Here is a 26,781-nt window from a genome sequence, read left to right on the forward strand (position 1 = left end):
ACCGATGTCCTTTCCTCTGCTCACAGCGACGGCGGCGCTCCCGGCCCTCGGGGCCGTCGCCACGGCCGCCGTACCGGCCGCCCGGCGCACCGCCGCGAAATGGCTGGCGCTGCTCGTCTCGCTCGCCACGCTCGCCCTGGCGGTCACCGTCCTGGTCCGCTTCGACCCGGACGGCGACCGCTACCAGCTCGCCGAGAGCCACGCCTGGATCAAGGACTTCGGCGTCAGGTACGAACTGGGCGTCGACGGCATCGCGGTGGCGCTGATCGCGCTGACCGCCGTACTGATCCCGTTCATCATCCTCGCCGGCTGGCACGACGCCGACCCGCTGGAGACCGGCAACCGCCGCTGGCGGCCCACCCAGGGCTTCTTCGCGCTGATCCTCGCGGTCGAGGCGATGGTGCTGATCTCCTTCGAGGCCACCGACGTCTTCCTCTTCTACATCTTCTTCGAAGCCATGCTGATCCCGATGTACTTCCTCATCGGCGGCTTCGGGGACCGTGCGCACCAGCACGGCGAGGAGACGGCCGCCACCCAGCGGTCGTACGCGGCGGTGAAGTTCCTCCTCTACAACCTGGCCGGCGGCCTCCTCATGCTGGCCGCGGTGATCGGCCTCTATGTGGTGGCCGGGAACTTCAGCCTCCAGCAGCTCGCCGAGGCCCGCGCGAACGGCTCGCTGCACATGGCGGCCGGCACCGAGCGCTGGCTGTTCCTCGGCTTCTTCTTCGCCTTCGCGGTGAAGGCGCCGCTGTGGCCGCTGCACACCTGGCTGCCCAACGCCATGCAGGAGTCCACCGCACCCGTCGCCGTGCTCATCACCGCGGTCGTCGACAAGGTGGGCACGTTCGCGATGCTCCGCTTCTGCCTCCAGCTCTTCCCGGAGGCCAGCAAGTGGGCGACGCCCGTGATCCTGGTCCTGGCCCTGGTCAGCATCCTCTACGGCGCGCTGCTCGCCGTCGGCCAGCGGGACATCAAACGCCTGGTGGCGTACGCGTCGATCTCGCACTTCGGCTTCATCGTCATGGGCATCTTCGCGATGACCAGCCAGGGCCAGTCCGGCGCCACGCTCTACATGGTCAACCACGGCATCTCCACAGCCGCGCTGATGCTCGTCGCCGGCTTCCTGATCTCCCGGCGCGGCTCCCGGCTCATCGCCGACTACGGAGGCGTGCAGAAGGTCGCCCCGGTGCTCGCCGGCACCTTCCTGATCGGTGGTCTCGCCACCCTCTCGCTGCCCGGCCTGGCACCGTTCGTGAGCGAGTTCCTGGTCCTGGTCGGCACGTTCACGCGCTATCCGGTGATCGGTGTCCTCGCCACCCTCGGCATCGTCCTCGCCGCCCTCTACACCCTGGTGCTGTACCAGCGGACGATGACGGGCCCGGTGAAACCGGAGGTCTCGGCGATGCCCGATCTCCGCGCGCGCGAGCTGGTGGTCGTGGCCCCGCTGATCGTGCTGCTGATCTTCCTGGGCGTCTATCCGAAGCCCGTCACGGACATCGTGAACCCGGCGGTCAAGCAGACCTTGTCCGACGTACACAAGAAGGACCCCCAGCCCGAGGTGGAGGCGGCCAAGTGAGCGCAGCAGCCGTCCACAGCCTGTGGACAACCGCGGCCGAACCGATCTCGAAGATCGACACGCCGAAGATCGAATACGGACAATTGTCGCCGACGCTGATCGTCGTCGGCGCGGCCCTGGTCGGCGTCCTCATCGAGGCGTTCGTCCCGCGCAGGTCCCGCTACTACGCACAGGTTTTCGTCTCCGTCGTCGCGCTGTGCGCCGCGTTCGCCGCGGTCGTCGCGCTGGCGGCCGACGGATTCGGCACCACGAAGGCCCACATCGCCGCCATGGGCGCCATCGCGGTCGACGGCCCGGCCCTCTTCCTCCAGGGCACCATCCTGCTGGCCGGCCTGGTCGCCCTGTTCACCTTCGCCGAACGGCGCCTGGACCCGGCGGCGCACGGCAACCGGGTCGACTCCTTCGCCGCGCAGGCCGCCTCCGTGCCCGGCAGCGACAGCGAGCAGGCGGCGGTCAAGGCGGGCTTCGCCACCACCGAGGTCTTCCCGCTGCTGCTCTTCGCGGTCGGCGGCATGCTGGTCTTCCCCGCGGCCAACGACCTGCTGACCCTGTTCGTGGCCCTGGAGGTGCTGTCCCTGCCGCTGTACCTGCTGTGCGCGCTGGCCCGGCGCAAGCGGCTGGTGTCGCAGGAGGCCGCGGTCAAGTACTTCCTGCTGGGCGCGTTCGCCTCCGCGTTCACCCTGTTCGGCATCGCGCTGCTGTACGGCTACGCGGGCTCGGTGTCGTACGCGCGCATCGCCCAGGTCGTCGACGGCACGGTCACCGGTGTCGACCCCGCCCTGGCCGGCACGATGGGCAACGACGCGCTGCTGCTGATCGGCGGCGCCCTGCTCGTCATGGGCCTGCTGTTCAAGGTGGGCGCGGTGCCGTTCCACATGTGGACGCCCGACGTCTACCAGGGCGCGCCCACCCCGGTGACCGGCTTCATGGCGGCGGCGACGAAGGTGGCCGCGTTCGGCGCGCTGCTGCGCCTGCTCTACGTCGTCCTGCCCGGCCTGCGCTGGGACTGGCGGCCGGTCATGTGGGCGGTGGCGATCATCACCATGCTGGGCGGCGCGATCGTCGCCATCACCCAGACCGACATCAAGCGCCTGCTGGCGTACTCGTCCATCGCGCACGCCGGATTCATCCTCGCGGGTGTCATCGCCACGTCGAAGGACGGCGTGTCGTCGGTCCTGTTCTATCTGGCGGGCTACTCCTTCGTGACGATCGGGGCGTTCGCCGTGGTCACGCTGGTCCGGGACGCGGGCGGCGAGGCCACCCACCTGTCCAAGTGGGCGGGCCTCGGCCGGCGCTCGCCGCTGGTGGCGGCCGTGTTCGCGGTGTTCCTGCTGGCCTTCGCCGGCATCCCGCTGACCTCCGGGTTCGCGGGCAAGTTCGCGGTGTTCAAGGCGGCGGCGGACGCCGGCGCGGCCCCGCTGGTCATCGTCGGTGTGATCTCCTCGGCGATCGCCGCGTTCTTCTACATCCGGGTGATCGTGCTGATGTTCTTCAGCGAGCCGAAGCCGGACGGCCCGACCGTGGCCGTGCCGTCCCCGCTGACCATGGCGGCGATCGGCGTGGGCGTGGCGGTGACCCTGGTGCTCGGCGTGGCACCGCAGTACTTCCTGGACCTGGCGGGCCAGGCGGGAGTGTTCGTGCGCTGACGTGCCACTGCCCGGCTCCCTGCGACAGGGGCCGGGCAGTGGTCTGTCCGCGCACGTCACCCGGCGCTGTCGCGGCGCGCCCTGATCCGGGTGAGGTCCAGGTCCACCGGGAACGGCACGTCCACCTTCATCCGCTCGCGGAAGATCCCGGTGCCGGTGTACGCGCCGGTCGTCGGCTCCAGCTCGAAGACGTGCACCGCGGCCCGGCCGTTCTCGTTCTCGACCCGCCAGTAGTGCGGGATCTTCGCGCGGGCGTACTTCAGCGGCTTGGTCTCGCGGTCCCGGGAGACCGAGTCCTCGGAGACGACCTCGATGGCCAGGACGACGGACTCCACCGGGAAGCGGGTCTGGCTCGTGTCCTCCACCACATCCGCGTGTACGACGACCACGTCCGGCTCGGGCCGGTTCTGGCGATCCAGGTCGATGGTGAACTCACGGAACACCTCGAACTCCGCGGGTGCCAGCGATTGGAGCTGCCACTTGAAGAAGTCAATGGTGCGCTCGTGAAAAATGGTCTGCGGACTCACGAAGACCAGGCTCCCGTCGATCAGTTCCGTGTGCGGAGGAAGATTCGGGAGGCGGTCCAGGTCGTCGGCGGTCCATCCGCCCTTCGGCGGTGTCGGCCAGCTGGGCGTGGACGCCTTCGGTGCGACGCTCATCAGTGCTCCCATGGGACGGAGTCTCGCCGGTCTGTTCAGAGTATCGGCGGGGAACGAGCAGGTCTCCCGCGAACGTGTGACCGACGGTCGTGTCGTTGGCGTGCGGCGTCCGGCCGGTCTGTGGATAACTCCGAGGCTGTCGGTGCGGGCCCCTATGGTGGAGGGAGCGGTCGACAGACGGCACACGGGGGACCGGCGGGGACAGGACGATGGGCGTGACGGGCGGAATCAGCGAGATGCCACAGATGACCGAGGGGCCGGGCACGGCCGGCAGCGAGGCGGCGGCCACGCTGCACCGGGTCTTCGGATACGAGACCTTCCGGGGCGAGCAGCAGGCGATCGTCGAGCATGTGATCGCGGGCGGCGACGCCGTGGTGCTCATGCCGACCGGCGGCGGGAAGTCGCTGTGCTACCAGATCCCGGCCCTGGTCAGACCGGGCACGGGCGTGGTGGTCTCACCGCTGATCGCGCTCATGCAGGACCAGGTCGACGCGCTGCGCGCCCTCGGCGTCCGCGCCGGCTTCATGAACTCCACGCAGGACTTCGACGAGCGGCGCGTGGTCGAGGCCGAGTTCCTGGCCGGCGAGCTGGACCTGCTCTATCTGGCCCCGGAGCGGCTGCGGCTGGACGCCACGCTGGACCTGCTCTCGCGCGGCAAGATCTCCGTCTTCGCGATCGACGAGGCGCACTGCGTGTCCCAGTGGGGCCACGACTTCCGCCCCGACTACCTCTCCCTGTCGCTGCTCGGCGAGCGCTGGCCGGACGTCCCGCGGATCGCCCTCACCGCCACGGCCACCGACGCCACCCACCAGGAGATCACCCAGCGGCTGAACCTGCCGGCGGCCCGCCACTTCGTCGCCAGCTTCGACCGGCCCAACATCCAGTACCGGATCGTGCCCAAGGCCGACCCCAGGAAGCAGCTCCTCGCCTTCCTGCGGGAGGAGCACCCGGGCGACGCCGGCATCGTCTACTGCCTCTCGCGCAACTCGGTCGAGCGCACGGCGGAGTTCCTGACCGCGAACGGCGTCCAGGCGGTGCCGTACCACGCGGGCCTGGACGCGGCCACGCGCGCGGCACACCAGTCCCGGTTCCTGCGCGAGGACGGCCTGGTCGTGGTCGCGACGATCGCCTTCGGCATGGGCATCGACAAGCCGGACGTGCGCTTCGTCGCCCACCTGGACCTGCCCAAGTCGATCGAGGGGTACTACCAGGAGACCGGCCGGGCGGGCCGCGACGGCCTGCCGTCCACGGCCTGGATGGCGTACGGCCTGAACGACGTCGTGCAGCAGCGCAAGCTGATCCAGTCCGGCGAGGGCGACGAGGCGTTCCGCTGCCGGGCCGGGGCCCACCTGGACGCCATGCTCGCGCTGTGCGAGACCGTCCGGTGCCGGCGCGGTCAGCTGCTCGCCTACTTCGGCCAGGACGCCGACGCCGACGCCTGCGGCAACTGCGACACCTGCCTCAGCCCGCCGGAGACCTGGGACGGCACCGTCGCGGCGCAGAAGGTGCTGTCCACGGTGGTGCGGCTGCAACGGGAGCGCGGGCAGAAGTTCGGCGCGCTCCAGATCGTCGACATCCTGCTCGGCAAGCGCACCGGCAAGGTGATCCAGTTCGACCACGACCAGCTGTCCGTCTTCGGTATCGGCCAGGACCTCGCCGAGGGGGAGTGGCGGGGAGTCATCCGGCAACTGCTGGCCCAGGGACTGCTCGCGGTCGAAGGGGAGTACGGCACGCTGGTGCTCACCGAGGCGAGCGGCACGGTGCTGCGGCGCGAGCGCGAGGTGCCGCTGCGCAAGGAGCCGAAGAAGGCGGCCATCGTCCGGTCGCGGTCCGCCGGTGGCGCGGCGGGCACCGGCAAGGCCAAGGCGGCCGCGGTCGAGCTGCCCGAGGAGCTGCTGCCCGCCTTCGAGGCGCTGCGGGCCTGGCGTGCCGAGCAGGCCCGGGAACAGGGCGTCCCGGCGTACGTGATCTTCCACGACGCCACCCTCCGGGAGATCGTGGCCCGGCGGCCCGGTTCGGTGCGGGATCTGGGCACGGTGAACGGCGTCGGCGAGAAGAAGCTGGCGACGTACGGCGAAGGCGTGCTCCAGGTGCTGACCTCGCTGGGCGGGTCCGCGCCGGCCGCCCCCGGCGACGCACCGGCGTCCGCGCCGGCCGCCGCAGCCGGCGGCGCACCGGACGAGGACTGGCCCGAGCCGCCGGACGAGCCCGAGCCGGACGACTGGATATAGCGGCGGGACACAGCGTCCCGCCGGGGCGGGTGTCCGCCGGCCGGCGGGGCGCTCAGGACAGCGCGGTCAGGCCGGGCGCGAAGGTGATCAGCAGCGGCAGCAGCGGGACCAGCGCGGCCACCGTCGTGGTCAGGGCCCGCTGCCGGCGCAGCAGCCGTGGCGGCGGCTCCAGCAGCCGGTCCACGCGCTCGCCCAGCAGACGGCGGCTGGAGGCGCAGGACAGGACGCCCCGGTGCTGGTTCAGCTCGATCAGGGCGAGGGCCGTGGTGAGGTGCCCGCAGCGCCGGGAGGCCGTGTCGTCGGCGGCCAGCTCGACCAGGCGGTGGGTCTGGTCGCAGAAGTGGGCGAAGAGCGGCACGCGCGGGAAGCCCGTGGCGAGCGCCGCGGACAGGTGCAGCAGCCAGTCGTGGTGGGCACGGGCGTGCCCGCGCTCGTGGGTGAGGACGGCGTCGAGCTGCACATCGGTGAGGCGGTGCAACGCCCCGGTGGTGACGACCAGTTGGGGCGGGTGGCCGGGCATCCACCAGGCGTCCGGGTACTCGTCCTCCAGGACCAGCATCGGACCGCGTGCCGCCGGCAGCCCGGCCGGCAGTTCGGGGGCGCGCTCGCGCAGGTGCGCCCGGGCCTGGCCGCGGCTGCGGCGGACCTCGGCGAGTTCCCGGGCCAGCATCGCCGTCGTCCAGGCGGCCCCGCAGGCCAGCAGCACGGTGAGGGCGGCGGCCCAACCCGGCGCGGTGGACAGGTCGTAGGCGGCGGTGACGGCGGGCGGCGCGGGGGCGAACACGTGGTCGCGGACGGTGTGGAAGACGGCCGCCGCGCCCAGCACCAGTGCGGTCAGACAGCACAGCAGGACGGTGGCGACCAGGCACTGCCACACCCACAGCGCCACCACGGGATCCCGCTCGGGCCAGGCGGCCCGGGTCAGCGCGCGCGGCACCGGCACGGCGGCTGTCAGGGCGACGACGCTCAGCAGGAGCAGGCAGACGGTCATGCCGGGGCTCCGGTTCCTGGTCGGAGACGTATGCGGGTGCGGGTCTTGCCGGGCGCGCGGCGCAGGGTGGCGCGTCGCGCGGAACGAGTGGTGCGTGTCCTTGTCAGTATGACGAAGTCGACGCCCCGAGTCAGGTGCCGAGGACGATCCGCCCGGCCCGCGCACCGACAGGGTCACGCGCGCGTGCCCCGGCCGGCCGCGCGTGGCCGGCCGGGGTGCCGCTCAGTTCGGTACGACCCGTCCGCCGACCTCGCCCAGTCCCACCCGGCGGCCGTCCGGGCCGGGCGCCCAGGCCGACAGGGTCACCGTGTCCCCGTCCTCCAGGAACGTGCGCTTGCCGTCCGGGAGGTCGAGGGGGTCGCGGCCGTTCCAGGTCAGCTCCAGCAGCGAGCCGCGCTGGCGTGCGGCGGGGCCGCTCACCGTGCCCGAGCCGTACAGGTCGCCCGTGCGCAGCGAGGCGCCGTTGACCGTCATATGCGCGAGCTGCTGGGCGGCGGTCCAGTACATGGTGGAGAACGGCGGCTCGGCGACCACGTGGCCGTTGACCGCGACGGAGATACGGAGGTCGTAGCCGCCCGGTTCGATGCCGGGCGCCGAGTCGTCCAGGTAGGGCAGCAGCGGGTGCGTGCGCTCCGGAGGTGCCACGCGGGCGTGCTCCAGCGCCTCCAGCGGGGTGATCCACGCCGACACCGAGGTGGCGAAGGACTTGCCGAGGAACGGGCCGAGCGGGACGTACTCCCAGGCCTGGACGTCCCGTGCGGACCAGTCGTTCAGCAGGCACAGCCCGAAGACGTGCTCCCGGAACGCGCCGAGCGGGACCGGGCTGCCCGGCCGCGACGGCACGCCCACGACGAAACCGACCTCGGCCTCGATGTCCAGCCGGACCGACGGGCCGAAGACGGGCGCGGGGTCGGCCGGGCCCTTGCGCTGCCCGGCCGGCCGTACGACGTCCGTGCCCGAGACGACGACCGTGCCGGAGCGGCCGTGGTAACCGATCGGCAGGTGCTTCCAGTTGGGGGTGAGGGAGTCCTCGGCGTCCGGGCGGAAGATCCGGCCGACGTTGCGGGCGTGGTGCTCCGAGGCGTAGAAGTCGACGTAGTCCGCCACCTCGAAGGGCAGGTGCAGGGCCACCTCGGACAAGGGGTGGAACAGCGGCTCGACGGCCGCGCGGTGCGCCGGGTCCGTGACCCAGGACGTGACGGCGCGCCGCACCTCCGACCAGGCGGCGGGGCCGGCGGCCAGCAGCAGGTTCAGGGTGGGCCGGGCGAGCAGCGGCTGGTGGGGCGAGCCGAGGGCCGCGGCGGCGGCGCCCGCGTCCAGGACGTGGTTCCCGAGCCGGACGCCGATCCTCCGCTCCGTGCTGCCGGCGGGCGAGAACACGCCGTAGGGGAGGTTGTGCGGGCCGAAGGGGTCGCCCTCGGGGACGTCGAAGGGGGGCATGGGGTGCTGCCTCACTCTCATCCGGGCCGTGCATGGCGATGCGTTCCATGTGGTCGCGCCACACGTTACGGCCGAGATGCGTGTCATGGGCAGTGCCGCACGGCGGGCCCCGGAAGGGAGGCCGGCACCGGGTCCGCCGGCGGCTTGCGCCGGTCCCGGCCGCCAGGAGGGCGTCCCCGCAGGGTATTTCGGGCCGGACGGCACACAAGTAGGCGCAAAGACGGGTGAGTCGGCGGGGCGCGGTGTCCGTATTCTCTGATCATGGCACCCACCCCGGCATATGCACTGATCGCCACCGACCTGGACGGGACGCTGCTGCGCGGCGACGACACCGTCTCCGACCGGTCGCTGGCCGCGCTCGCACGGGTGGCGCGGGCCGGGGCCCGGCATCTGGTCGTGACGGGCCGCCCGGCCCCGCGGGTGCGGTCCCTGCTCGCGCGCCTGGGCTGCACGGGTCTTGCGGTGTGCGGACAGGGAGCACAGGTCTACGACGCCGGGGCCGGCCGGCTGCTGTGGTCGGTGCGGCTGGAGCGGGAGCTGGCGGAGACCGCGCTCGGCAAGATCGAGGCGGAGGTGGGGCAGGTGTACGCGGCGGTCGACCAGGACGGCGTGGACGGGCGCACGCTCATCGAGCCCGGCTACCGGATGCCCCACCCGACGCTGCCCGCGGTCCGCGTCGGCCGGCGGGCCGAGCTGTGGAGCGCGCCCATCAGCAAGGTGCTGCTGCGCCACGCCGGGCTGTCCGACGACGAGTTGGCGGCCGTGGCGCGCTCCGTGGTGGGCTCGCTGGCGACGGTCACCATGTCGGGGCCGGGCACCGTGGAGCTCCAGCCGGGCGGGGTGACGAAGGCGACCGGACTGGCGCTGGCCGCCGAGCGGCTGGGGATCGGCGCCGAACGGGCCCTCGCCTTCGGTGACATGCCCAACGACATCCCGATGTTCGACTGGGCCGCGCGCGGTGTCGCCATGGCCGGCGCGCATCCCGAGCTGAAGGCGGTGGCGGACGAGGTCACCGCGTCGAACGAGGACGACGGCGTCGCTGTCGTCCTCGAAAGACTGTTCCCGGCCGGCTGACCGGGCCCGCGGTGGTGTCCGGGGACACCGGCCGGTGCCGGTCAGTAGGCGCCGAAGACGTTGTCGATCGATCCGTACCGCGCGGCCGCGTAGTTGCAGGCGGCGGTGATGTTCGCGACCGGGTCGTAGATGTCGAAGGACGTTCCGGCGACGTGGTAGGCGTTGAACGTCGGGTCGATGACCTGGAGCAGGCCCTTGGACGGGATGCCCTTGGCGGCGTTGGAGTCCCAGAGGTTGATGGCCGCCGGGTTGCCCGAGGACTCGCGCATCACGTTGCGGTAGATGCCGTTGTAGGTGCCCGGGATGCCCTTCTGGCCCATGATCGCGAGGGACTCGCGGATCCAGCCGTCGAGGGTGTTCGGGTAGCCGGCGGGGGTGGTGGCGGACGCCGGGGCGGCGGTGGTGGCCGCGGCGGCGCCGGTCGCGCCGATCAGCGGCAGGGCGAGGACGGCCGCACCGGTGCAGGCGGCGGCGACGGCGCGGACGAGCCGGGTGTTGCGGGTGTGCTGAGCGGCGGCAGGCATGGGGAATCCTCTCCGGCGCCTGCGAGGTGAGCTGTCGGGTTCGGGCGGGGAGGCGCCCGGCCGTGCCCTGGAGGAGGCACGGCTTCACCCCTAGGGCCTCTCGTTTGGATCAGGCCGGGCTCGCGGGTCCTGGCACCGCACCTCGCCGCGTTGTCGTCGGTTGCCATGGCTCCGCCATGGCGCCCTCCTCCGCCTTGCGATGCACGGCACCAGACCCCGCTCCCTGATCCGGCCTGATCCAAACGACAGACCCAAGCCGTCCCGACGCGGCACGTGCCGCGCCGGGACGGCGGCTTACCTGGGTCCCCCGCTCCTGCCGTACGAATGAGTTCGTCGATGGGTTACGCGGGCGGCGGCAGGATTCGGCGTCCGCCCGACGGCCCGGAACGTATGCGAGAGCACATGTCGGGAACAAGTACCGGATGCGCTTAAGGCGCTATTTGACCTTGATCACCGCTGTATGGGGTACTTGATCCTTTGCGGTCGCCAATCCTCAACTCGCCGACAGGCAACGGGCGGTCGGCGGTGTGGCGGGTGGGGTGGGTCCGTCGGCCGGGTGACCCAATTCACGAAATAGCAAATGACGTCAAATCAGACATGGGGGATTAGGGGTGTTAGGGCGATTCGAACCCGGAGTCCGGGTCGTGAGGGAAGTGGAGTATTACTATGTGATCAAAACTATGCCCGCCATGATCCGATACCACCCAAGCTGGACGGGTGGGCGCTATCGGTGATCGAAACGGGACCGGATACGCTGACTTGAGTGATGGCAGCGACCTATCGACAAACCGTGTAATCGCCAGCAGACACCAGCAGACAGGAGACCCCTCGTGACCGTCGTCGGGCCGTTCGGGCTGAGCGTGCGGGACCAGGCTCTGGAAGCCGATGTCCAGGCCGGATTGACGGCTGTCGAGGAAGGCTTGCTCGAGGCCACCAAGAGCGAGGTCCCGTTCATCACCGGGGCCGCTCAGCACCTCGTCCGGGCCGGCGGGAAGCGGTTCCGGCCCCTTCTCGTGATGCTCGCGGCCCAGTTCGGCGACCCTTACGCACCGGGCGTCGTGCCGTCGGCCGTGGTCGTGGAGCTGACCCACCTGGCCACGCTCTACCACGACGACGTCATGGACGAGGCGGCCGTGCGCCGGGGCGTGGACAGCGCCAACACGCGCTGGGGCAACTCCGTCGCGGTCCTCACCGGCGACTTCCTCTTCGCCCGCGCCTCCCACATCCTCGCCGACCTCGGCCCGGAGGCGGTCCGGGTGCAGGCCCTGGCCTTCGAACGGCTGGTCACCGGTCAGATCCTGGAGACCGCGGGCCCCTCCGACGGCCGCGACCCGGTCGAGCACTACCTGGACGTGCTGGCCGGCAAGACGGGCTCCCTGGTCGCGGTGGCGTGCCGGTTCGGCGCGATGATGTCCGGCGCCGACGAGCGGGTCGTCGACGTGCTCACCCAGTACGGCGAACGGCTCGGCGTCGCCTTCCAGCTCGCGGACGACGTCCTGGACATCGCCTCCGACTCCCACGAGTCCGGCAAGACCCCGGGCACCGACCTGCGCGAGGGCATCCCGACCCTGCCGGTGCTCCGGCTGCGCGAGCGGGCCGCCCGGCTGGGCCTGCCCGAGGACGTCGCGCTGTGCGAACTGCTGGACTCCGACCTCAGCGACGACGCCCGGCACGCCGAGGCGCTGGCCGGGCTGCGCACGCACCCCGCGCTGGAGCAGGCCCGCCGGGACACGATCCGGTACGCGGAGGAGGCGCGGGCCGCGCTGGCCCCGCTCACCGAGTGCGACGCCAAGGCCGCGCTGACCGAGCTGTGCGACGCGGTGGTGCACCGCGCGGGCTGACCCCGCCCGGCGATCGTCCGTCCCCTAGGGGTCGGGAGGAGGCGCGGCCGTTCCGTGTCATACCGCAGGCGTACGCGCGGCTGGCTCCGTGGGGTGACGCTTCCGCGCGGCCGATTTGGTCATATGGACACCACGGACATCACCACTCCTCACCGTTTCGGGTGAGAATGGCGGTCAGGGTGGACCAGCGTGAGGACAGCCGCCGCCGACGACGGAGGTAGGGCACACATGGCACCGTACGACAGCGAGGACACAGTGGGCGCCACGCGGGACGAGGACGCGCGCACGGGACGGCGCACGGCCGCCCGGTACGCGGTTCCGGTCGCGGTGGTGGGGGTGGCGGCGGTCACGATCGGGCTCGTCCCGGCGCTCGCCGACTCCGGTGACCCCGACCTGCCGAAGATCAGCGCACAGCAGCTCGTCGAGAAGATGGCCCGGTCGGACGTACAGCGGCTGTCCGGCACCGTGAAGATCAGCACCGACCTGGGCCTGCCCGACCTCGGCGGCCTGGAGGACGGGCTGCTCTCCGGGGCCCGGGGCGGCTCCGGCAAGGACTCCGGCGACGGCTCCTCGGCCGACCCGAAGGACAGGCTCACCGAGCTGGTGTCCGGCACGCACACCCTGCGCGTCGCCGCGGACGGCCCGGACCGGCAGAAGCTGTCCCTGCTGGAGCGCGGCGCCGAGTACAGCCTGATCCACGACGGCAAGGACGTCTGGGGCTACGACAGCAAGAGCAACGAGGTCTACCACTCCACCGCGCCCGCGTCCGGCAAGGACCACCGGGCCGAGGCGCCGGCCACGCCCGAGGACTTCGCCGACGAGGCCCTGAAGGCGGTGGACGACACCACGTCCGTCATCGTCGACGGCACCGCGCAGGTCGCCGGGCGCGACGCCTACAAGCTGCTGATCCGGCCCCGGCAGTCCGGCACCACGGTCGGCGCGATCAGCATCGCCGTGGACGCCAAGACGGGTCTGCCGCTGAAGTTCACGCTGACCCCGAAGAGCGGCGGCGCCGCCGTGGTCGACGCCGGCTTCACCCAGGTCTCCTTCGCCCGGCCGGCCGCCTCCGCCTTCGACTTCACCCCGCCCAAGGGCGCGAAGGTCACCGAGGAGAAGGACGCGGACAAGGCACCGGAGCACACCCCGGAGCGCGGCGGACGGCCCGCCGGGGGCCCGGACGGACCGCAGGTCCTCGGCAAGGGCTGGACGTCCGTCGCCGTGATCGAGACGGGCGCCGAGGGCGGCCTGCCGACCGGCTCCCAGGGCGGGGACCTCGGCGGCTTCCTCGGCTCGCTCGGCGACCCGGTCTCCGGGAAGTTCGGCAAGGGCACGCTCTTCTCCACCCGCCTGGTCAACGCCCTGATCACGGACGACGGCAAGGTGTACGCGGGCGCGGTGACGAAGGAGACCCTGGTGAAGGCGGCCGACACGGGGAAGTGACCCCTGCGGGGCCGCCGCCGGACGCAGGAAGCGAGGGGGAGCCGATGGACGGAGCGTCCGCCGCGGACCACGGCCCGCGGGACGCGCGCGCCGCGCACGATCCGGCGGCGCCCCCGCCCGCGGAGCCGGCGAGTGTGATCGTCACCCGGGGGCTCGGCAAGCGCTACCGCGGCGGCCAGCTCGCCGTGGACGGTCTCGACCTGACCGTCCCGGCGGGCAGCGTCTTCGGCTTCCTCGGTCCGAACGGTTCGGGCAAGACCACCACCATCCGCATGCTGATGGGCCTGATCCAGCCGACCGCGGGCACGGTCCGGGTGCTCGGCCGGCCCATGCCCCAGGCGGCCCGCACGGTCCTCCCGCAGGTCGGCGCGCTCATCGAGGGCCCCGCCCTGTACGGCTTCCTCTCCGGCCGGGACAACCTGCTGCGCTACGACGCCGCCGACCCCACCGCCGACCCGCGCACCCGGCACGCGCGCGTGGCCGCCGCGCTGGACCGGGTCGGCCTCGCGGCCGCCGCCGGCAAAAAGGCGAAGGCGTACTCGCTCGGCATGAAACAGCGCCTGGGCCTGGCCGCCGCGCTGCTCCAGCCGCGCCGGCTGCTCGTCCTGGACGAGCCCACCAACGGCCTCGACCCGCAGGGCATGCGCGAGATCCGCGCCCTGGTCAGGGAAGTGGCCGCCGAGGGCACGACCGTCTTCCTCTCCTCCCACCTGCTCGACGAGATCGAGCAGGTGTGCACGCACGCGGCGGTGATGGCGCGCGGCCGGCTCGTCACCCAGGGCGCGGTGGCCGACCTGGCGGCCGGGGCGCGCGGCCGGCTGGCCGTGACCACCCCGGACCCGGCCGAGGCGGCCCGGGTGCTGAAGGAGCTGGGCGTCGGGGACGTGTCCGCGGACGGCGACCGGGTCACCGGCGAACCGCCCGGCCGGGATCTCGCCGAGGTGACCGCGGCCCTGGTCGCCGCTGGTGTCCGCGTCCGGGGCCTGACCGTGGAACGGGCCTCGCTGGAGGACGCGTTCGTGGCGCTGACCGGGGAGGGATTCGATGTCGCGGGCTGAGCCGCCGCGGACCGCAGCCGTCCGCCGTCCGCAGCCGCTGTGGGCCCTCGGGCTGCTGCGCAGCGAACTGGTCACCACCGTCCGCCGGTGGCGCACGCTCGCCCTGCTCGGGGTGCTGGCCGCGGTGCCGGTGCTGGTCGGGATCGCGGTGCGGATCGAGACACGGGACGGCGGCCGGGCGGGCGGCGGCGAGGGCCCGGCGTTCCTCGCGCAGATCACCAACAACGGCCTGTTCCTGGTGTTCACCGCGCTGGCCGCCACCCTGCCGTTCTTCCTGCCGATGGCGGTCGGCGTCGTCGCCGGCGACGCGATCGCCGGGGAGGCCGGCGCGGGCACGCTGCGCTATCTGCTGGTCGCCCCGGCCGGCCGTACCCGGCTGCTGCTCACCAAGTACGCGACGGTGCTGGCCTTCTGCCTGCTGGCCACCCTGGTCGTCGCCGGCTCGGCGCTGGCCGTGGGCGCGCTGCTCTTTCCGCTCGGCGAGCTGACGACGATCTCCGGGACCCGGATCAGCCTGGCCGAGGGACTGGCCCGCGCCCTGCTGATCGCCCTGGTGGTGGCGGCCTCCCTGGTCGGCGTGGCGGCCCTCGGCCTGTTCGTGTCGACCCTCACCGACAGCGGCATCGCGGCGATGGCGACCACGGTCGGCCTGCTCATCACCGTGCAGATCGTCGACCAGATACCCCAGCTGCACGCGCTCCAGCCGTACCTCTTCTCGCACTACTGGCTGTCGTTCGCCGACCTGATGCGCGACCCCGTCTACTGGGACGACCTGGTGCGCGACCTCGGTCTGCAGGCGCTGTACGCGGCCGTGTTCGGTTCGGCGGCCTGGGCGCGGTTCACGGCGAGGGACATCGGCGCGTAGCGCTCAGGAGGCGCCGCCGGTCTCGTACGGGAAGCGCGCGAAGGGCGCGTCCTGCGCGAAGAACGTCTTCGCGCGCGTCAGCGCCCCGGTGTCCTTCAGCACGTCACCGGGCTTGCTGCCGTTGCCCAGCAGCACTCCGCCGAACCGCATCCCCAGGTAGGCGGCCGAGTTGCGCAGGGTGCCCACGTACGGGTCGGCCACGGCCTGCTCCTCGTGCGCGAGCGCCGCGACGCCCCAGAGGGTGCGGCCGGACAGCGTCTCCTTGAAGTCGACCCCCGGGGTGCGCAGCCAGCCCGCCCAGTAGTCCAGGTAGCGCTTGGTGAGGCTGGAGACCGAGTACCAGTACAGCGGCGAGGCGATCACGATGTCCGTGGCTTCGAGGGTGGCGTCCAGCAGCAGCCCGGCGGGGGTGTCCGCGGGCGGCCGTACGTAGTCGCTGTCGTGCCGCAGGTCCGTGTAGTCGGGAAGCGGGTGCTCGGCCAGCCTGATCCAGCGCTGTCCGGTGCCGGCGGGCAGCTGCTCGGCGGCCTCGCGGGCCAGCAGCTCGGTGTTGCCCTCGGCGCGGGCGCTGCCCAGGACGAAGAGGAAGCGGCGGCTCATGGGAGTCCCCCCAGTGGGTCGTGTCGTACCCCGGACAAGTCCCGTGCATCTTATGCACATGCAAGTACCCTGCGCCAGGGGCGGCTGATGCGAGGCTGTGACGCCGTGGTGACGCGGAAACGGGGCGCGAACCGACACACTGGAGGCCAGGACGCGTACGACCGGATCGCGGCGCCGGGGGAGTGAGGTTCACCGATGGCTCGACTCAGCTTCGAGAAGAAGCGGCCGCGGCAGCCCGTGGGGCATCCGGCGGCGCTGCCGGTACGGGTGTTCGGCGGGGGTGGCGCCTCGGTGGACGGGGTGCCGGTCGTGGCGGCGCCGGGCGAGGAGATCCAGCAGGCCGTCCTGAACCACCTCCAGCGCCTGGCCATCAGCCTGGGCGCCCCGATACGCGCCACGGTCCACGACGACGTCGCCGGCTGTGTGGTCCCGCTGGAGGTCTCGGCGGACGGCTCCAGCCGGATGACCGGCGAACCGGTCCGGCTGACCGCGCCGGAGACCGCGCAGACCACGGCCCCGGGCACCGGCCAGGCCCCGGCCGGCCGATTCGGCCCACCGCCCGTGATGGACCCGTCGGCCACGCCCTCCCCGGCCCCGCAGACCCCGGCCGCCGCCCCGGGCCGGCAGGCCAGTGCCGTCTCGTTCCCGCAGGCCCCGGCCGCGCCCTCCCCGGCCGCCGTCCCGGGTCCGCGAGCCACCCTCACCGGTCCGGGCCCGCACACCACGACCGCCGCCCCGGCCCCCCTCGCAGGCGCGGACGCGTCGGCCAAGGCGGAGACGGCGGCGCGCGCCGGAACAGGCGCCGAGGTGGGCGGGGACGCGGACCTGTGGGCCGCCGTCACCGCCGTACCGGAGGAGCCGCCCGCGCCCGGGCACACCCCGGCCCGTGGGTTCGACGCGGTCGCCGAGGAGGTGCTCGGGGACGGGCCGCTGACCGAGACCGCCGAGGGCGCGGAGCTGCTCGCCGAGCCGCTGGGCCGGATCAACGAGGCCGTGCGGGCGGGCCGGATCGACGCGGCGGCGGAGCTGGCCGACCGGACGCTGGCCGAGGCGTCCGCCGTGTTCGGCCCTACCCACGCCGAGGTGCTGCACGTGCGCGAGCTGACCGCCTATATCGCCTACCTGGCGGACGACCCCGTGCGCGCCTGCCGGCTCTCCCTGGACCTCGCCCGGCTGCGCCGCCAGGCCCGGGACGGCGAGGCCGCCTACGGCAACGTACGCAGCGCGGCCACCGCCTGGCGCGCGGTGCGTGATCCGGAGGAGGGCCTGCGGCTGGGCCGCGACCTGGTCGGCCTGTGGACGGACCTCGCCGCCGAGCCGGGCCCGGCCGCGGACGATCCGCGCCCGCTGGAGGCCGCCCGGACCCGCATGGTCCGGCTGGCCGACCGCGCGGCGGCGGCGCGGTCCTGACCGTCAGACGTCCGCCGGTGCCGACGCCGGTGTCCCGGCGGTGCGGGGCGCCGGCCCGGCGGGCCGCCGCGGGCGCCGGGAATGGCGCAGCGCGTCGCCCGTGAGCAGGAACAGGGCCACCCAGACCAGCGCGAACCCGGCCCACCGCTCGGGCGGCATGGCCTCGTGGAAGTAGAAGATGCCGAGCAGGAACTGGAAGATCGGCGCCAGGTACTGGAGCAGGCCCAGCGTGGACAGGGGCACGCGGATCGCCGCCGCGCCGAAGCAGACCAGGGGCAGCGCGGTGACGATGCCGGTGGAGGCGAGCAGGGCGGCGTGGCCGGTGCCGTCGTTGAGGAAGCTGGCGTCGCCGTGCGCGACCAGCCAGCCCAGGTAGCCGAGCGCCGGCAGGAACTGCAGGGCGGTCTCGGCGGCCAGCGACTCCACACCGCCGAGGTCGACCTTCTTCTTCACCAGTCCGTAGACGGCGAAGGTGACGGCGAGGGAGAGCGAGACCCACGGCGGGCGGCCGTATCCGACGGTGAGGACGACGACGGCGGCGAGGCCGATCGCGACCGCCGCCCACTGCGCCCGCCGCAGCCGCTCCTTCAGCAGCAGCACGCCCAGCGCGATGGTGACCAGCGGGTTGATGAAGTAGCCGAGCGACGTCTCCACGACATGGCCGGAGTTCACCGCCCAGATGTAGACGCCCCAGTTCACGGTGATCACGGCGGCGGCCACGGCGACCAGGCCGAGCCGCCGGGGCCGGCGCAGCAGCTCTCCCGCCCAGGCCCAGCGCCGGATGAAGAGCAGCGCCACGGCGACCACCAGCAGGGACCACACCATGCGGTGGGCGAGGATCTCCACGGCGCCGGCGGGCTTGAGCAGCGGCCAGAAGAGGGGCACCAGGCCCCAGATGCCGTAGGCGGCGAAACCGTTCAGCAGACCTATGCGGTGCTCACGCTCGGGCGCCTGGGCCACGGCCTCCTCCTTCGCACTCGGGTGCCCGGTCCGGGCACGCGAGGAGAAGGTAGCGCCGGACGCTCCCGGCTGTCATGTCCGTATCGCCATACAGTCATGACGGCCGCGACGGCCGGGACGGGCCCCGCGCGTCAGTCCTTCAGCGCGGCCCGGACGGCGTCCGCGAGGGGCGTGGTGGGCCGGCCGGCCAGCCGGGACAGGTCGCCGGAGGTGACGACCAGCTCGCCCTTCTCGATCGAGGCGTCCACGCCGGCCAGCACCGCGGCCAGCGGCTCGGGCAGCCCGGCGCCGGTCAGGATGCCGGTGAGGGTCTCGGCCGGGACGGGCTGGTAGGCGATCTCCCGGCCGGTCTGCCGGCTCAGCTCGGCCGCGTACTCGGCGAAGCTCCACGCCTCGTCGCCGCCCAGCTCGTACGTGGTGTTCTCGTGGCCCTCGCCGGTCAGCACCGCGACCGCGGCGGCGGCGTAGTCGGCGCGGGCGGCGGAGGAGACCCGGCCGTCCCCGGCGGCCTGGACGACCGCGCCGTGCTCCAGCACCGGCGCCAGGTTCTCGGTGTAGTTCTCGTGGTACCAGCCGTTGCGCAGCAGGCTGTACGGCACGCCGGAGGCGAGCAGCACCTTCTCGGTGGCCCGGTGGTCGTCGGCCAGCGCGGCCGTCAGGGTGCCCGGGGCGCTGGTGTAGGCGAGCAGCGCCACACCGGCCGCCTTCGCCGCGTCGACGACGGCCGAGTGCTGCCGCACCCGGTTCTCGCCGACCTCGTTGCCGGAGATCAGCAGGACCCTGTCGCCGGCGGCGAACAGACCCTCGAGGGTCTCGGGCGCGTCGTAGTCGGCGACGGCGAGCCGGACACCGCGGGCGGCGAGGGCGGCGGCCTTGGCCTCGTCGCGCACGACGGCGGTGATCCGCTCCGCCGGGACCTTCTCCAGCAACTGCTCCACGACGTGCCGGCCGAGGTGTCCGGTGGCTCCGGTGACGACGATGCTCATGGTTCACGACTCCTAGGGGGATGGGGTGCTGACACTCACCGTAAGAGCTGCGCTGTCGTTGGGAAAGTACCCACTTTCAAGTAAGGTACTGGCATGACGGTAAGTGAGAACGCGGCGGTCACCGAGGCGCGGTGCCCCTACCGCCTCGTCCTGGAGCACGTCACCAGCCGCTGGGGCGTCCTCGTCCTGATCGAACTGCTGGAGCGGCCGTACCGGTTCAGCGAGCTGCGCCGGGCGGTCGGCGGCGCCGCCGGCCGGGGCGTCAGCGAGAAGATGCTCGCCCAGACCCTCCAGACCCTGGAGCGCGACGGCCTGGTCCACCGGGACGCCAAGCCGGTCATCCCGCCCCGCGTCGACTACTCGCTCACCGGCCTCGGCCGTGAGGCGGCGGAGCAGGTCCGGGCCCTCGCCCGGTGGACGCACGAGCGCATGGACCGGGTCGAGGCGGCCCGCCGGGCGTACGACGAGGCCCGGGACACCGGGTCCCGGGCCTCGTGAAGCGGCGGACGGATCAGCCGACGACCGTCCAGGTGTCCCCGCCCGCGAGCAGCGCGGCCAGGTCGCCCTTGCCGTGCTGGGCCACGGCGGTGTCGAGCTGCTGGGCCATCTGCGTGTCGTAGACCGGCCGTTCGACCGAGCGGAACACACCGATCGGCGTGTGGTGCAGGGTGTCCGGGTCGGCCAGCCGGGACAGGGCGAACGCGGTGGTCGGGGACGCGGTGTGGGCGTCGTGGACCAGGATGTCCGCCTCGTTCTCCGGGGTGACGGTGACCACCTCCAGGTCGCCGGTGGCGCGGTCGCGCACGACGCCCCTCGCGCCGTCGGCGCCGAACCGGATCGGCTGCCCGTGCTCCAGGCGGATCAGCGCCTCGCCGGCCCGCTCCTTGTCCTTCAGGGCGTCGAAGGCGCCGTCGTTGAAGATGTTGCAGTTCTGGTAGATCTCGATCAGCGCCGTGCCCGGGTGGGCGGCGGCGGCGCGCAGCACCTCGGTCAGGTGCTTGCGGTCGGAGTCGATCGTGCGCGCCACGAAGGTCGCCTCCGCGCCGATCGCCAGCGACACCGGGTTGAAGGGCGCGTCCAGCGAGCCCATCGGCGTCGACTTGGTGATCTTGCCGACCTCGGAGGTCGGCGAGTACTGGCCCTTCGTCAGGCCGTAGATCCGGTTGTTGAACAGCAGGATCTTCAGGTTGACGTTGCGGCGCAGGGCGTGGATGAGGTGGTTGCCGCCGATGGACAGGGCGTCGCCGTCACCGGTGACGACCCACACGCTCAGGTCCCGGCGGGAGGCGGCCAGGCCCGTCGCGATGGCCGGGGCGCGGCCGTGGATGGAGTGCATCCCGTAGGTGTTCATGTAGTACGGGAAACGGGAGGAGCAGCCGATGCCGGAGACGAAGACGATGTTCTCCTTCGCCAGGCCCAGTTCCGGCATGAAGCCCTGCACGGCGGCCAGGATCGCGTAGTCACCGCACCCCGGGCACCAGCGCACCTCCTGGTCGGACTTGAAGTCCTTCATCGACTGCTTGGCCTCGGCCCTGGGGACCAACTGGAGCAGCCCGTCGCCGGCGTCAGTCATCGATGGCCTCCTTCAGCGCCGCGGCGAGCTGTTCCGCCTTGAACGGCATGCCGTTGACCTGGTTGTAGGAGTGGGCGTCCACCAGGTACTTCGCCCGGATCAGCGTGGCGAGCTGGCCGAGGTTCATCTCGGGGATCACCACCCTGTCGTACCTCTTCAGCACCGCGCCGAGGTTGCGCGGGAACGGGTTGAGGTGGCGCAGGTGGGTCTGGGCGATCGACTCGCCGGACCGGCGCAGCCGCCGGACCGCCGCCGTGATCGGGCCGTACGTCGAGCCCCAGCCGAGGACCAGCGTCCGCGCGCCGTGCGGGTCGTCGACCTCCACGTCCGGCACCTCGATGCCGTCGATCTTGGCCTGCCGGGTGCGGACCATGAAGTCGTGGTTGGCCGGGTCGTAGGAGATGTTGCCCGTGCCGTCCTGCTTCTCGATGCCGCCGATGCGGTGCTCCAGACCCGGGGTGCCCGGGATCGCCCACGGCCGGGCCAGGGTCCGCGGGTCCCGCTGGTACGGCCAGAAGACCTCGGTGCCGTCGGCCAGGGTGTGGTTGGGCCCGGAGGCGAACGGCACCCGCAGGTCGGGCAGTTCCGTCAGGTCGGGGATGCGCCACGGCTCGGAGCCGTTGGCCAGATAACCGTCCGACAGCAGCATCACCGGCGTGCGGTACGTCAGCGCGATCCGGGCCGCCTCCAGGGCCGCGTCGAAACAGTCGGCCGGGGTGCGCGGGGCGATCACCGGCACCGGTGCCTCGCCGTTGCGGCCGTACATCGCCTGGAGCAGGTCGGCCTGCTCGGTCTTGGTCGGCAGCCCCGTCGACGGGCCGCCGCGCTGGATGTCCACCACCAGCAGCGGCAGCTCCAGCGAGACCGCGAGGCCGATCGTCTCGCTCTTCAGCGCCACACCCGGGCCGGAGGTGGTGGTGACCGCCAGCGAGCCGCCGAACGCCGCGCCCAGCGCCGCGCCGATGCCCGCGATCTCGTCCTCGGCCTGGAAGGTCCGCACGCCGAAGTTCTTGTGCCGGGACAGCTCGTGCAGGATGTCCGAGGCCGGCGTGATCGGGTACGACCCGAGGAACAGCGGCAGCTCCGCCTGGCGGCCCGCGGTGATCAGACCGTAGGACAGGGCGAGGTTGCCGGAGATGTTGCGGTAGGTGCCCACCGGGAAGGCCGCGGAGGCCGGCGCGACCTCGTACGAGACCGCGAAGTCCTCCGTGGTCTCGCCGAAGTTCCAGCCCGCGCGGAACGCGGCGATGTTCGCCGCCATGATCTCCGGCTTCTTGGCGAACTTCGTTCTCAGGAACTTCTCGGTGCCCTCGGTGGGCCGGTGGTACATCCAGCTCAGCAGGCCCAGCGCGAACATGTTCTTGCTGCGCTCGGCCTCCTTGCGGGTGAGGTCGAACTCCTTCAGCGCCTCGACCGTAAGGGTGGTCAGGGGCACGGGGTGCAGGTGGTAGCCGTCGAGCGAGCCGTCCTGGAGGGGGTCGCCGGCGTAGCCGACCTTCTGCAGGGCGCGCTTGGTGAACTCGTCGGTGTCGACGATGATCTCGGCCCCGCGCGGGAGGTCCCCGACGTTGGCCTTGAGGGCGGCCGGGTTCATCGCGACGAGGACGTTCGGCGCGTCACCGGGCGTGAGGATGTCGTGATCGGCGAAGTGGAGCTGGAAGGACGAGACACCGGGCAGGGTGCCGGCGGGGGCGCGGATCTCGGCGGGGAAGTTCGGGAGCGTGGAGAGGTCGTTGCCGAACGAAGCGGTCTCCGAGGTGAACCGGTCGCCGGTGAGCTGCATACCGTCACCCGAGTCCCCCGCGAACCGGATGATCACCCGGTCCAGGCGCCGCACGTCCTTCGCGCCGCCCGGTGTGCGCTGCTCTCCCACGACGCTTCCGTCGGTGTGCTCCGCTGGGCTGCTGACCTGGCTGGTCACTGAACTGGACCTCCTTCGAGGCGGCTGTCCGGGGCCGGTCGTCCCACGGACCATCCCAGGATCAACCCTACGTCGGTCAGGGTCGCCTTCCCGGGGTCATTCGTGGATTGGACGACGATTTGAGATCGCCCGTTCGCGGCGACTTCGCCTCATGTCCGCCCATCCCGACCCCCGCCGCCGGGCCCCGGCCGGGCCTCAGGAGTTCAGATAGGTGAGAACGGCCAGCACCCGCCGGTGGTCGCCGTCGCTCGGGGACAGGCCCAGCTTCAGGAAGATGTTGCTCACGTGCTTCTCCACGGCGCCGTCGCTGACCACGAGCTGCCGGGCGATCGCCGAGTTGGTCCGCCCCTCCGCCATCAGCCCGAGCACCTCGCGCTCCCGGGGCGTCAGCCCCGCCAGCACGTCCTGCTTGCGGCTGCGGCCGAGCAACTGCGCGACCACCTCCGGGTCCAGCGCCGTACCGCCCCGGGCGACCCGCACCACCGCGTCGACGAACTCCCGTACGTCCGCGACCCGGTCCTTGAGCAGATAGCCCACGCCCCGGCTGGAACCGGCCAGCAGCTCGGTGGCGTAGCGCTCCTCCACGTACTGCGACAGCACGAGCACCCCGAGCCCGGGGTGCAGCCGGCGCAGCGCCACGGCCGCCCGGACGCCCTCGTCGGTGTGGGTCGGCGGCATCCGTACGTCCGCCACGACCACGTCCGGCAGCTCTCCCCGGCCGTCGAGGTCGGCGATGGTCTTCTCCAGCGCGTCCGCGTCGCCGACGCCGGCCACGACGTCGTGCCCGCGGTCGGTCAGCAACCGGGTCAGGCCCTCTCTCAGCAGCACCGAGTCCTCGGCGATGACCACCCGCACCCTGTCCTCCACGATCTTCCGGCCCCCCACTGCCCGCTCCTGCGGCCCGGTCCTCGTGACCGGGTCCGTGACGACGGCGTCCGTCCGTGCCGGCCGCCGTCCTGCGCAGGCCCAGCATTCCAGGATTCGCGCGGGAGTGCCGCCGTGCCGGGGCGGGAGCGGGAAGGGAGGGCGTGCGCGCGCTCAGGGGCGCCAGGGCAGTTCGGCGGTCACCCGGGTGGGACCGCCGGCCGGGGAGTCCACCACGAGGACGCCGTCCACCGCGTCCAGGCGGGCGGCCAGCCCGGCCAGTCCGGAGCCCCGCGCCGGGTCGGCGCCGCCCACGCCGTCGTCGGTCACCTGGACCAGCAGCCGGTCCTCCACGTGCCACACGTCCACCGAGGCGGTGCGGGCCCGGCTGTGCTTGCTGATGTTCTGGAGCAGCTCGGAGACGGTGAAGTAGGCGATGCCCTCGATGGCCTGCGCCGGCCGGGCCGGCAGGTCGACCTCGACCCGTACCGGCACCGTGCAGCGGGCGGCGATGGCCGACAGGGCCGCGTCCAGGCCGCGGTCGGTGAGGACGGCCGGGTGGATGCCGCGGGCCAGGTCGCGCAGCTCCTGGAGGGCCGTCTTCACCTCGCCGTGCGCCTCCTCCACCATCCGGGCCGCCGCGCGCGGGTCCTCGCGCAGCTTCTCCTTCGCCAGGCCCAGGTCCATGGCCAGGCCGGCCAGCCGCGCCTGGGCGCCGTCGTGCAGGTCCCGCTCGATCCGGCGCAGGTCGGCGGCGGCCGTGTCGATCACGGTGCCCCGGTCCGACTCCAGCTCCACCACCCGCGCCGACAGCGGCGACGGGCCCAGCAGTCCGCGTACGAGCAGCCGGTCCACGCTGGTCAGGGCCCGCACGAGCCAGGGCGTGACCAGCGTGAACACCAGCCCGACCAGCGCGGTCACGGTGATCTCGAACGGGTTGTCGAGGTAGATGGCGTGGTGGGCGTCGCCGTAGAGCTGGATCCCGGCCTCGCCGGCGTACGCCGGGAACACCCAGCGCCACAGCGGATACGTCAGCAGCGACCAGCCCAGGCTCCAGAAGGTCACCGTCACCGCGAACGAGAACACCGCCCAGGGGAACTGCACCAGCGCGTACAGCGCCTGCCGCCAGGAGGAACCGCTCTTGAGGAGCGCGCCCGTCCAGGCCACCGGGCCCGGCTTGCGCGGCCGCAGCGGCTCCGGTTCGGCCACCTCCAGGCCGAGCAGCGCCCGCGCCCGCGCCCGCTCCAGCGCGCCGATGCCCCGGCACCCGGCCAGCGCCACCGCCAGCACCGGGACGCCGAGGAAGGTCACCAGCAGGCCCGCGCCGAGGGCGATCATCGTCACCGCCCAGCTGAACAGCACCACCGCGACCGGCAGGCTCAGCAGCACATAGGCGAACTCGCGCCGGCCGCGCGCCTCGAACGGCGCCCGCAGCGCGGCCGGCAGCCGGTGGCGCCGCTCGTCCCGGCGGGCGTACCCGTGTCCGTACTCCGTGGCCATCGCTTCGTCCGTTCTCCTCGTCGTGGCGGCGGTTCCGCCCCAGGGTCTTCCGAAAGGCCCCAGTCCAGGGTCGTCCGCCGGGCGCCGTCCCGACATGGAGGCCATCGGCGTCTTGGACCGGGGGTTTTCCCCACCCCGGCGCTCCGCTCGGCGGGAGGAAGGGGCCTGCTCCTGGCGGTCCCGCCACGGCAGCTCGGCGGGAGGAAGGGGCCTGCTATTGGCGGTCCCGCCACGGCTGCTCGGCGGGAGGAAAGGCCCTACTCCTGCCGGTCCCGCCACGGCAGCTCGGCGGTGACCACGGTCGGGCCGCCGGCCGGGGAGTCGACCGCGAACCGGCCGTCCACCGCGCCCAGCCGCTCCGCCAGGCCCCGCATCCCGCTGCCGCCGTCGAACCGGGCGCCGCCCACGCCGTCGTCGGTCACCCGGACCAGCAGCCGGCCGTCCGCGTGCCGCACGTCCACCGAGGCGGTGCGGGCCCGGCTGTGCTTGCTGATGTTCTGGAGCAGCTCGGAGACGGTGAAGTAGGCGATGCCCTCGATGGCCTGCGCCGGCCGGGCCGGCAGGTCGACCTCGACCCGTACCGGCACCGTGCAGCGGGCGGCGATGGCCGACAGGGCCGCGTCCAGGCCGCGGTCGGTGAGGACGGCCGGGTGGATGCCGCGGGCCAGGTCGCGCAGCTCCTGGAGGGCCAGCTTCACCTCGCCGTGCGCCTCGTCCACCATCGCCGCGGCCGTGTCCGGATCCTCCAGCAGCTTCTCCCGGGCCAGCCCGAGCCCCATGGCCAGGCTCACCAGCCGCGCCTGGGCGCCGTCGTGCAGGTCCCGCTCGATCCGGCGCAGGTCGGCGGCCGCCGTGTCCACGACGATCCCCCGGTCCGACTCCAGCTCGGCGATCCGGCGCTCCAGCTCGTCCGAGGGCGACAGCAGCCCGCGGACCATCGCCCGGTCCAGGTTCGCCAGGCCCCGGGACAGATACGGCAGCACCGGCCACAGGACGAACAGCGAGACCAGCGTGGTGCAGAAGGTGAGGACGCCCCAGGGCAGCCGGATGACGTCGTACAGCAGGGTGCGCCAGCCCACCGGGTCCTTCAGCGCCATCCACAGCCGCTGCATCGGGCCCCCGCTGCGGGCCAGCGGCAGCGGGGTCGGCTCCTCCACCCGCACCCCGAGCAGCTTCCGGGCGCGCGCCCGCTCCAGCTTGCCCAGCTGCCGGGAGCCCAGCAGGCTCAGCGCGAGCAGTGGGAGTCCGATCGCGGTGAGGCTGAGGACACCGCCGGCCACCACCACGACGAACGCGTACGTGAACCCGACCACCGCCACCGGCAGGTTCAGCAGGAGATGCAGGATCTCCTTCCAGGTGTGGACGTCGTACGCCGGCCGGGGCGGAGGCAGCCGGTGGAGGGCGGCACGCGGGTCACCGGCGGCGGGGCTGGTTGGGGTCATGCCGGCCAGCCTGCCGTGACCGGCACGGTTCCCGCCATGCGGTACGCCGCCCTGGACCGCCGGGGGAAAACCCCACCCCGGGCGGGATGCGGCCGTCCTCTCCCGTGACGGGCTGCTTACCGGTTCTTTATCAGGGCCTAGACTCCCGTGCGTACACATCCTCGAATCGCGCTGCGGCAC

At 72.8% G+C, this 26,781-nt stretch carries 22 protein-coding genes and 1 riboswitch; of the genes, 10 read left to right on the top strand and 12 right to left on the bottom strand.

Features of this window, described 5'->3' with window-relative positions; all coding sequences use genetic code 11:
* The first annotated feature begins 4 nt into the window (after positions 1-4).
* Positions 5-1,576, top strand: a complete 1,572-nt coding sequence (locus ACH4OA_RS19385) for an NADH-quinone oxidoreductase subunit M (protein ID WP_397938395.1) — start codon at positions 5-7, stop codon at positions 1,574-1,576.
* On the top strand, positions 1,573-3,222 hold the full coding sequence (nuoN, locus tag ACH4OA_RS19390) for an NADH-quinone oxidoreductase subunit NuoN (RefSeq protein ID WP_365873904.1): 1,650 nt from the start codon (positions 1,573-1,575) through the stop codon (positions 3,220-3,222). The genes ACH4OA_RS19385 and nuoN overlap by 4 nt, the downstream gene beginning before the upstream one ends.
* A 56-nt stretch (positions 3,223-3,278) precedes the next feature.
* Here the strand turns inward: nuoN and ACH4OA_RS19395 are convergent, their stop codons facing one another.
* Positions 3,279-3,881, bottom strand: coding sequence for a Uma2 family endonuclease (locus ACH4OA_RS19395; RefSeq protein WP_397946756.1), 603 nt, complete (start codon positions 3,879-3,881; stop codon positions 3,279-3,281).
* 209 nt (positions 3,882-4,090) lie between these two features.
* On the opposite strand from ACH4OA_RS19395, the gene recQ reads away from it, so the two are divergent.
* A complete protein-coding gene (recQ, locus tag ACH4OA_RS19400) occupies positions 4,091-6,112 on the top strand; it encodes a DNA helicase RecQ (protein WP_397969918.1) in 2,022 nt (673 codons plus the stop codon).
* A gap of 52 nt (positions 6,113-6,164) precedes the next feature.
* Here recQ and ACH4OA_RS19405 read toward each other — a convergent pair whose 3' ends face one another.
* Complete coding sequence (locus tag ACH4OA_RS19405; RefSeq protein WP_365941493.1) at positions 6,165-7,103, bottom strand: M56 family metallopeptidase; 939 nt, start codon at positions 7,101-7,103, stop codon at positions 6,165-6,167.
* Positions 7,104-7,325: 222 nt separating this feature from the next.
* A complete protein-coding gene (gene fahA / locus ACH4OA_RS19410; protein ID WP_397946752.1) occupies positions 7,326-8,543 on the bottom strand; it encodes a fumarylacetoacetase in 1,218 nt (405 codons plus the stop codon).
* A gap of 261 nt (positions 8,544-8,804) precedes the next feature.
* Here fahA and ACH4OA_RS19415 point away from each other — a divergent pair, with 261 nt between their 5' ends.
* The gene (locus tag ACH4OA_RS19415) at positions 8,805-9,617 is read left to right on the top strand and encodes an HAD family hydrolase (protein ID WP_397946750.1); all 813 of its coding nucleotides are present in this window, start codon (positions 8,805-8,807) and stop codon (positions 9,615-9,617) included.
* Between the two features lie 41 nt (positions 9,618-9,658).
* On the opposite strand, the gene ACH4OA_RS19420 is transcribed toward ACH4OA_RS19415, so the two are convergent.
* Complete coding sequence (locus ACH4OA_RS19420) at positions 9,659-10,141, bottom strand: transglycosylase SLT domain-containing protein (RefSeq protein ID WP_365878715.1); 483 nt, start codon at positions 10,139-10,141, stop codon at positions 9,659-9,661.
* Positions 10,142-10,144: 3 nt separating this feature from the next.
* Positions 10,145-10,267, bottom strand: a riboswitch (cyclic di-AMP (ydaO/yuaA leader).
* A gap of 704 nt (positions 10,268-10,971) precedes the next feature.
* On the opposite strand from ACH4OA_RS19420, the gene ACH4OA_RS19425 reads away from it, so the two are divergent.
* From ACH4OA_RS19425 to ACH4OA_RS19440, 4 genes are all read left to right on the top strand, one after another.
* Positions 10,972-11,982, top strand: coding sequence for a polyprenyl synthetase family protein (locus ACH4OA_RS19425; RefSeq protein ID WP_397938385.1), 1,011 nt, complete (start codon positions 10,972-10,974; stop codon positions 11,980-11,982).
* A gap of 228 nt (positions 11,983-12,210) precedes the next feature.
* On the top strand, positions 12,211-13,422 hold the full coding sequence (locus ACH4OA_RS19430) for an outer membrane lipoprotein carrier protein LolA (protein WP_397969920.1): 1,212 nt from the start codon (positions 12,211-12,213) through the stop codon (positions 13,420-13,422).
* Positions 13,423-13,466: 44 nt separating this feature from the next.
* Positions 13,467-14,480 (top strand): ABC transporter ATP-binding protein, encoded by a 1,014-nt coding sequence (locus tag ACH4OA_RS19435; RefSeq protein WP_397969921.1) that lies wholly within the window; start codon positions 13,467-13,469, stop codon positions 14,478-14,480.
* A complete protein-coding gene (locus ACH4OA_RS19440) occupies positions 14,467-15,345 on the top strand; it encodes an ABC transporter permease (RefSeq protein WP_397938380.1) in 879 nt (292 codons plus the stop codon). The genes ACH4OA_RS19435 and ACH4OA_RS19440 overlap by 14 nt, the downstream gene beginning before the upstream one ends.
* Positions 15,346-15,348: 3 nt before the next feature.
* Here the strand turns inward: ACH4OA_RS19440 and ACH4OA_RS19445 are convergent, their stop codons facing one another.
* Positions 15,349-15,945, bottom strand: coding sequence for a flavodoxin family protein (locus ACH4OA_RS19445; protein ID WP_397938378.1), 597 nt, complete (start codon positions 15,943-15,945; stop codon positions 15,349-15,351).
* A 195-nt stretch (positions 15,946-16,140) separates the two neighbouring features.
* Between ACH4OA_RS19445 and ACH4OA_RS19450 the strand changes: the two genes are divergently transcribed.
* On the top strand, positions 16,141-17,355 hold the full coding sequence (locus ACH4OA_RS19450) for a hypothetical protein (protein ID WP_397969923.1): 1,215 nt from the start codon (positions 16,141-16,143) through the stop codon (positions 17,353-17,355).
* Between the two features lie 3 nt (positions 17,356-17,358).
* On the opposite strand, the gene rarD is transcribed toward ACH4OA_RS19450, so the two are convergent.
* Both rarD and ACH4OA_RS19460 read right to left on the bottom strand, forming a co-directional pair.
* Positions 17,359-18,315: an EamA family transporter RarD gene (gene rarD, locus ACH4OA_RS19455; RefSeq protein WP_365878729.1), complete on the bottom strand. Its 957-nt coding sequence runs from the start codon at positions 18,313-18,315 to the stop codon at positions 17,359-17,361.
* A gap of 131 nt (positions 18,316-18,446) precedes the next feature.
* Positions 18,447-19,301 carry an SDR family oxidoreductase gene (locus tag ACH4OA_RS19460; protein ID WP_397969925.1) on the bottom strand — a complete coding sequence of 285 codons (855 nt, stop codon included), beginning with the start codon at positions 19,299-19,301 and terminating at the stop codon, positions 18,447-18,449.
* A gap of 93 nt (positions 19,302-19,394) precedes the next feature.
* Between ACH4OA_RS19460 and ACH4OA_RS19465 the strand changes: the two genes are divergently transcribed.
* Positions 19,395-19,799 (top strand): winged helix-turn-helix transcriptional regulator, encoded by a 405-nt coding sequence (locus ACH4OA_RS19465; RefSeq protein WP_397938371.1) that lies wholly within the window; start codon positions 19,395-19,397, stop codon positions 19,797-19,799.
* 13 nt (positions 19,800-19,812) lie between these two features.
* Here ACH4OA_RS19465 and ACH4OA_RS19470 read toward each other — a convergent pair whose 3' ends face one another.
* The 5 genes from ACH4OA_RS19470 to ACH4OA_RS19490 all read right to left on the bottom strand — a co-directional run bounded on the left by ACH4OA_RS19470 (position 19,813) and on the right by ACH4OA_RS19490 (position 26,601).
* Complete coding sequence (locus ACH4OA_RS19470) at positions 19,813-20,874, bottom strand: 2-oxoacid:ferredoxin oxidoreductase subunit beta (RefSeq protein ID WP_365878735.1); 1,062 nt, start codon at positions 20,872-20,874, stop codon at positions 19,813-19,815.
* Positions 20,867-22,795: a 2-oxoacid:acceptor oxidoreductase subunit alpha gene (locus ACH4OA_RS19475; RefSeq protein ID WP_365878737.1), complete on the bottom strand. Its 1,929-nt coding sequence runs from the start codon at positions 22,793-22,795 to the stop codon at positions 20,867-20,869. The genes ACH4OA_RS19470 and ACH4OA_RS19475 overlap by 8 nt, the downstream gene beginning before the upstream one ends.
* A 195-nt stretch (positions 22,796-22,990) precedes the next feature.
* Positions 22,991-23,650: a response regulator transcription factor gene (locus tag ACH4OA_RS19480; protein ID WP_365941499.1), complete on the bottom strand. Its 660-nt coding sequence runs from the start codon at positions 23,648-23,650 to the stop codon at positions 22,991-22,993.
* Between the two features lie 183 nt (positions 23,651-23,833).
* Positions 23,834-25,159: a sensor histidine kinase gene (locus ACH4OA_RS19485; RefSeq protein WP_397938367.1), complete on the bottom strand. Its 1,326-nt coding sequence runs from the start codon at positions 25,157-25,159 to the stop codon at positions 23,834-23,836.
* A gap of 257 nt (positions 25,160-25,416) precedes the next feature.
* On the bottom strand, positions 25,417-26,601 hold the full coding sequence (locus tag ACH4OA_RS19490; RefSeq protein ID WP_397969927.1) for a sensor histidine kinase: 1,185 nt from the start codon (positions 26,599-26,601) through the stop codon (positions 25,417-25,419).
* Between the last annotated feature and the right edge of the window lie 180 nt (positions 26,602-26,781).

It is taken from the genome of Streptomyces sp. NPDC017095, assembly GCF_044332325.1.
Classification (GTDB): domain Bacteria; phylum Actinomycetota; class Actinomycetes; order Streptomycetales; family Streptomycetaceae; genus Streptomyces.

Bases quoted from the DNA above. Each gene is read 5' to 3' on its own strand.
- ACH4OA_RS19405 (WP_365941493.1), bottom strand. From the start codon at position 7,103: ATGACCGTCTGCCTGCTCCTGCTGAGCGTCGTCGCCCTGACAGCCGCC.
- fahA (WP_397946752.1), bottom strand. From the start codon at position 8,543: ATGCCCCCCTTCGACGTCCCCGAGGGCGACCCCTTCGGCCCGCACAAC.
- ACH4OA_RS19395 (WP_397946756.1), bottom strand. From the start codon at position 3,881: ATGAGCGTCGCACCGAAGGCGTCCACGCCCAGCTGGCCGACACCGCCG.
- ACH4OA_RS19420 (WP_365878715.1), bottom strand. From the start codon at position 10,141: ATGCCTGCCGCCGCTCAGCACACCCGCAACACCCGGCTCGTCCGCGCC.
- ACH4OA_RS19490 (WP_397969927.1), bottom strand. From the start codon at position 26,601: ATGACCCCAACCAGCCCCGCCGCCGGTGACCCGCGTGCCGCCCTCCAC.
- recQ (WP_397969918.1), top strand. From the start codon at position 4,091: ATGGGCGTGACGGGCGGAATCAGCGAGATGCCACAGATGACCGAGGGG.
- ACH4OA_RS19460 (WP_397969925.1), bottom strand. From the start codon at position 19,301: ATGAGCATCGTCGTCACCGGAGCCACCGGACACCTCGGCCGGCACGTC.
- ACH4OA_RS19415 (WP_397946750.1), top strand. From the start codon at position 8,805: ATGGCACCCACCCCGGCATATGCACTGATCGCCACCGACCTGGACGGG.
- ACH4OA_RS19385 (WP_397938395.1), top strand. From the start codon at position 5: ATGTCCTTTCCTCTGCTCACAGCGACGGCGGCGCTCCCGGCCCTCGGG.
- ACH4OA_RS19435 (WP_397969921.1), top strand. From the start codon at position 13,467: ATGGACGGAGCGTCCGCCGCGGACCACGGCCCGCGGGACGCGCGCGCC.
- ACH4OA_RS19440 (WP_397938380.1), top strand. From the start codon at position 14,467: ATGTCGCGGGCTGAGCCGCCGCGGACCGCAGCCGTCCGCCGTCCGCAG.
- ACH4OA_RS19445 (WP_397938378.1), bottom strand. From the start codon at position 15,945: ATGAGCCGCCGCTTCCTCTTCGTCCTGGGCAGCGCCCGCGCCGAGGGC.
- ACH4OA_RS19430 (WP_397969920.1), top strand. From the start codon at position 12,211: ATGGCACCGTACGACAGCGAGGACACAGTGGGCGCCACGCGGGACGAG.
- ACH4OA_RS19485 (WP_397938367.1), bottom strand. From the start codon at position 25,159: ATGGCCACGGAGTACGGACACGGGTACGCCCGCCGGGACGAGCGGCGC.
- ACH4OA_RS19450 (WP_397969923.1), top strand. From the start codon at position 16,141: ATGGCTCGACTCAGCTTCGAGAAGAAGCGGCCGCGGCAGCCCGTGGGG.
- ACH4OA_RS19470 (WP_365878735.1), bottom strand. From the start codon at position 20,874: ATGACTGACGCCGGCGACGGGCTGCTCCAGTTGGTCCCCAGGGCCGAG.
- ACH4OA_RS19465 (WP_397938371.1), top strand. From the start codon at position 19,395: ATGACGGTAAGTGAGAACGCGGCGGTCACCGAGGCGCGGTGCCCCTAC.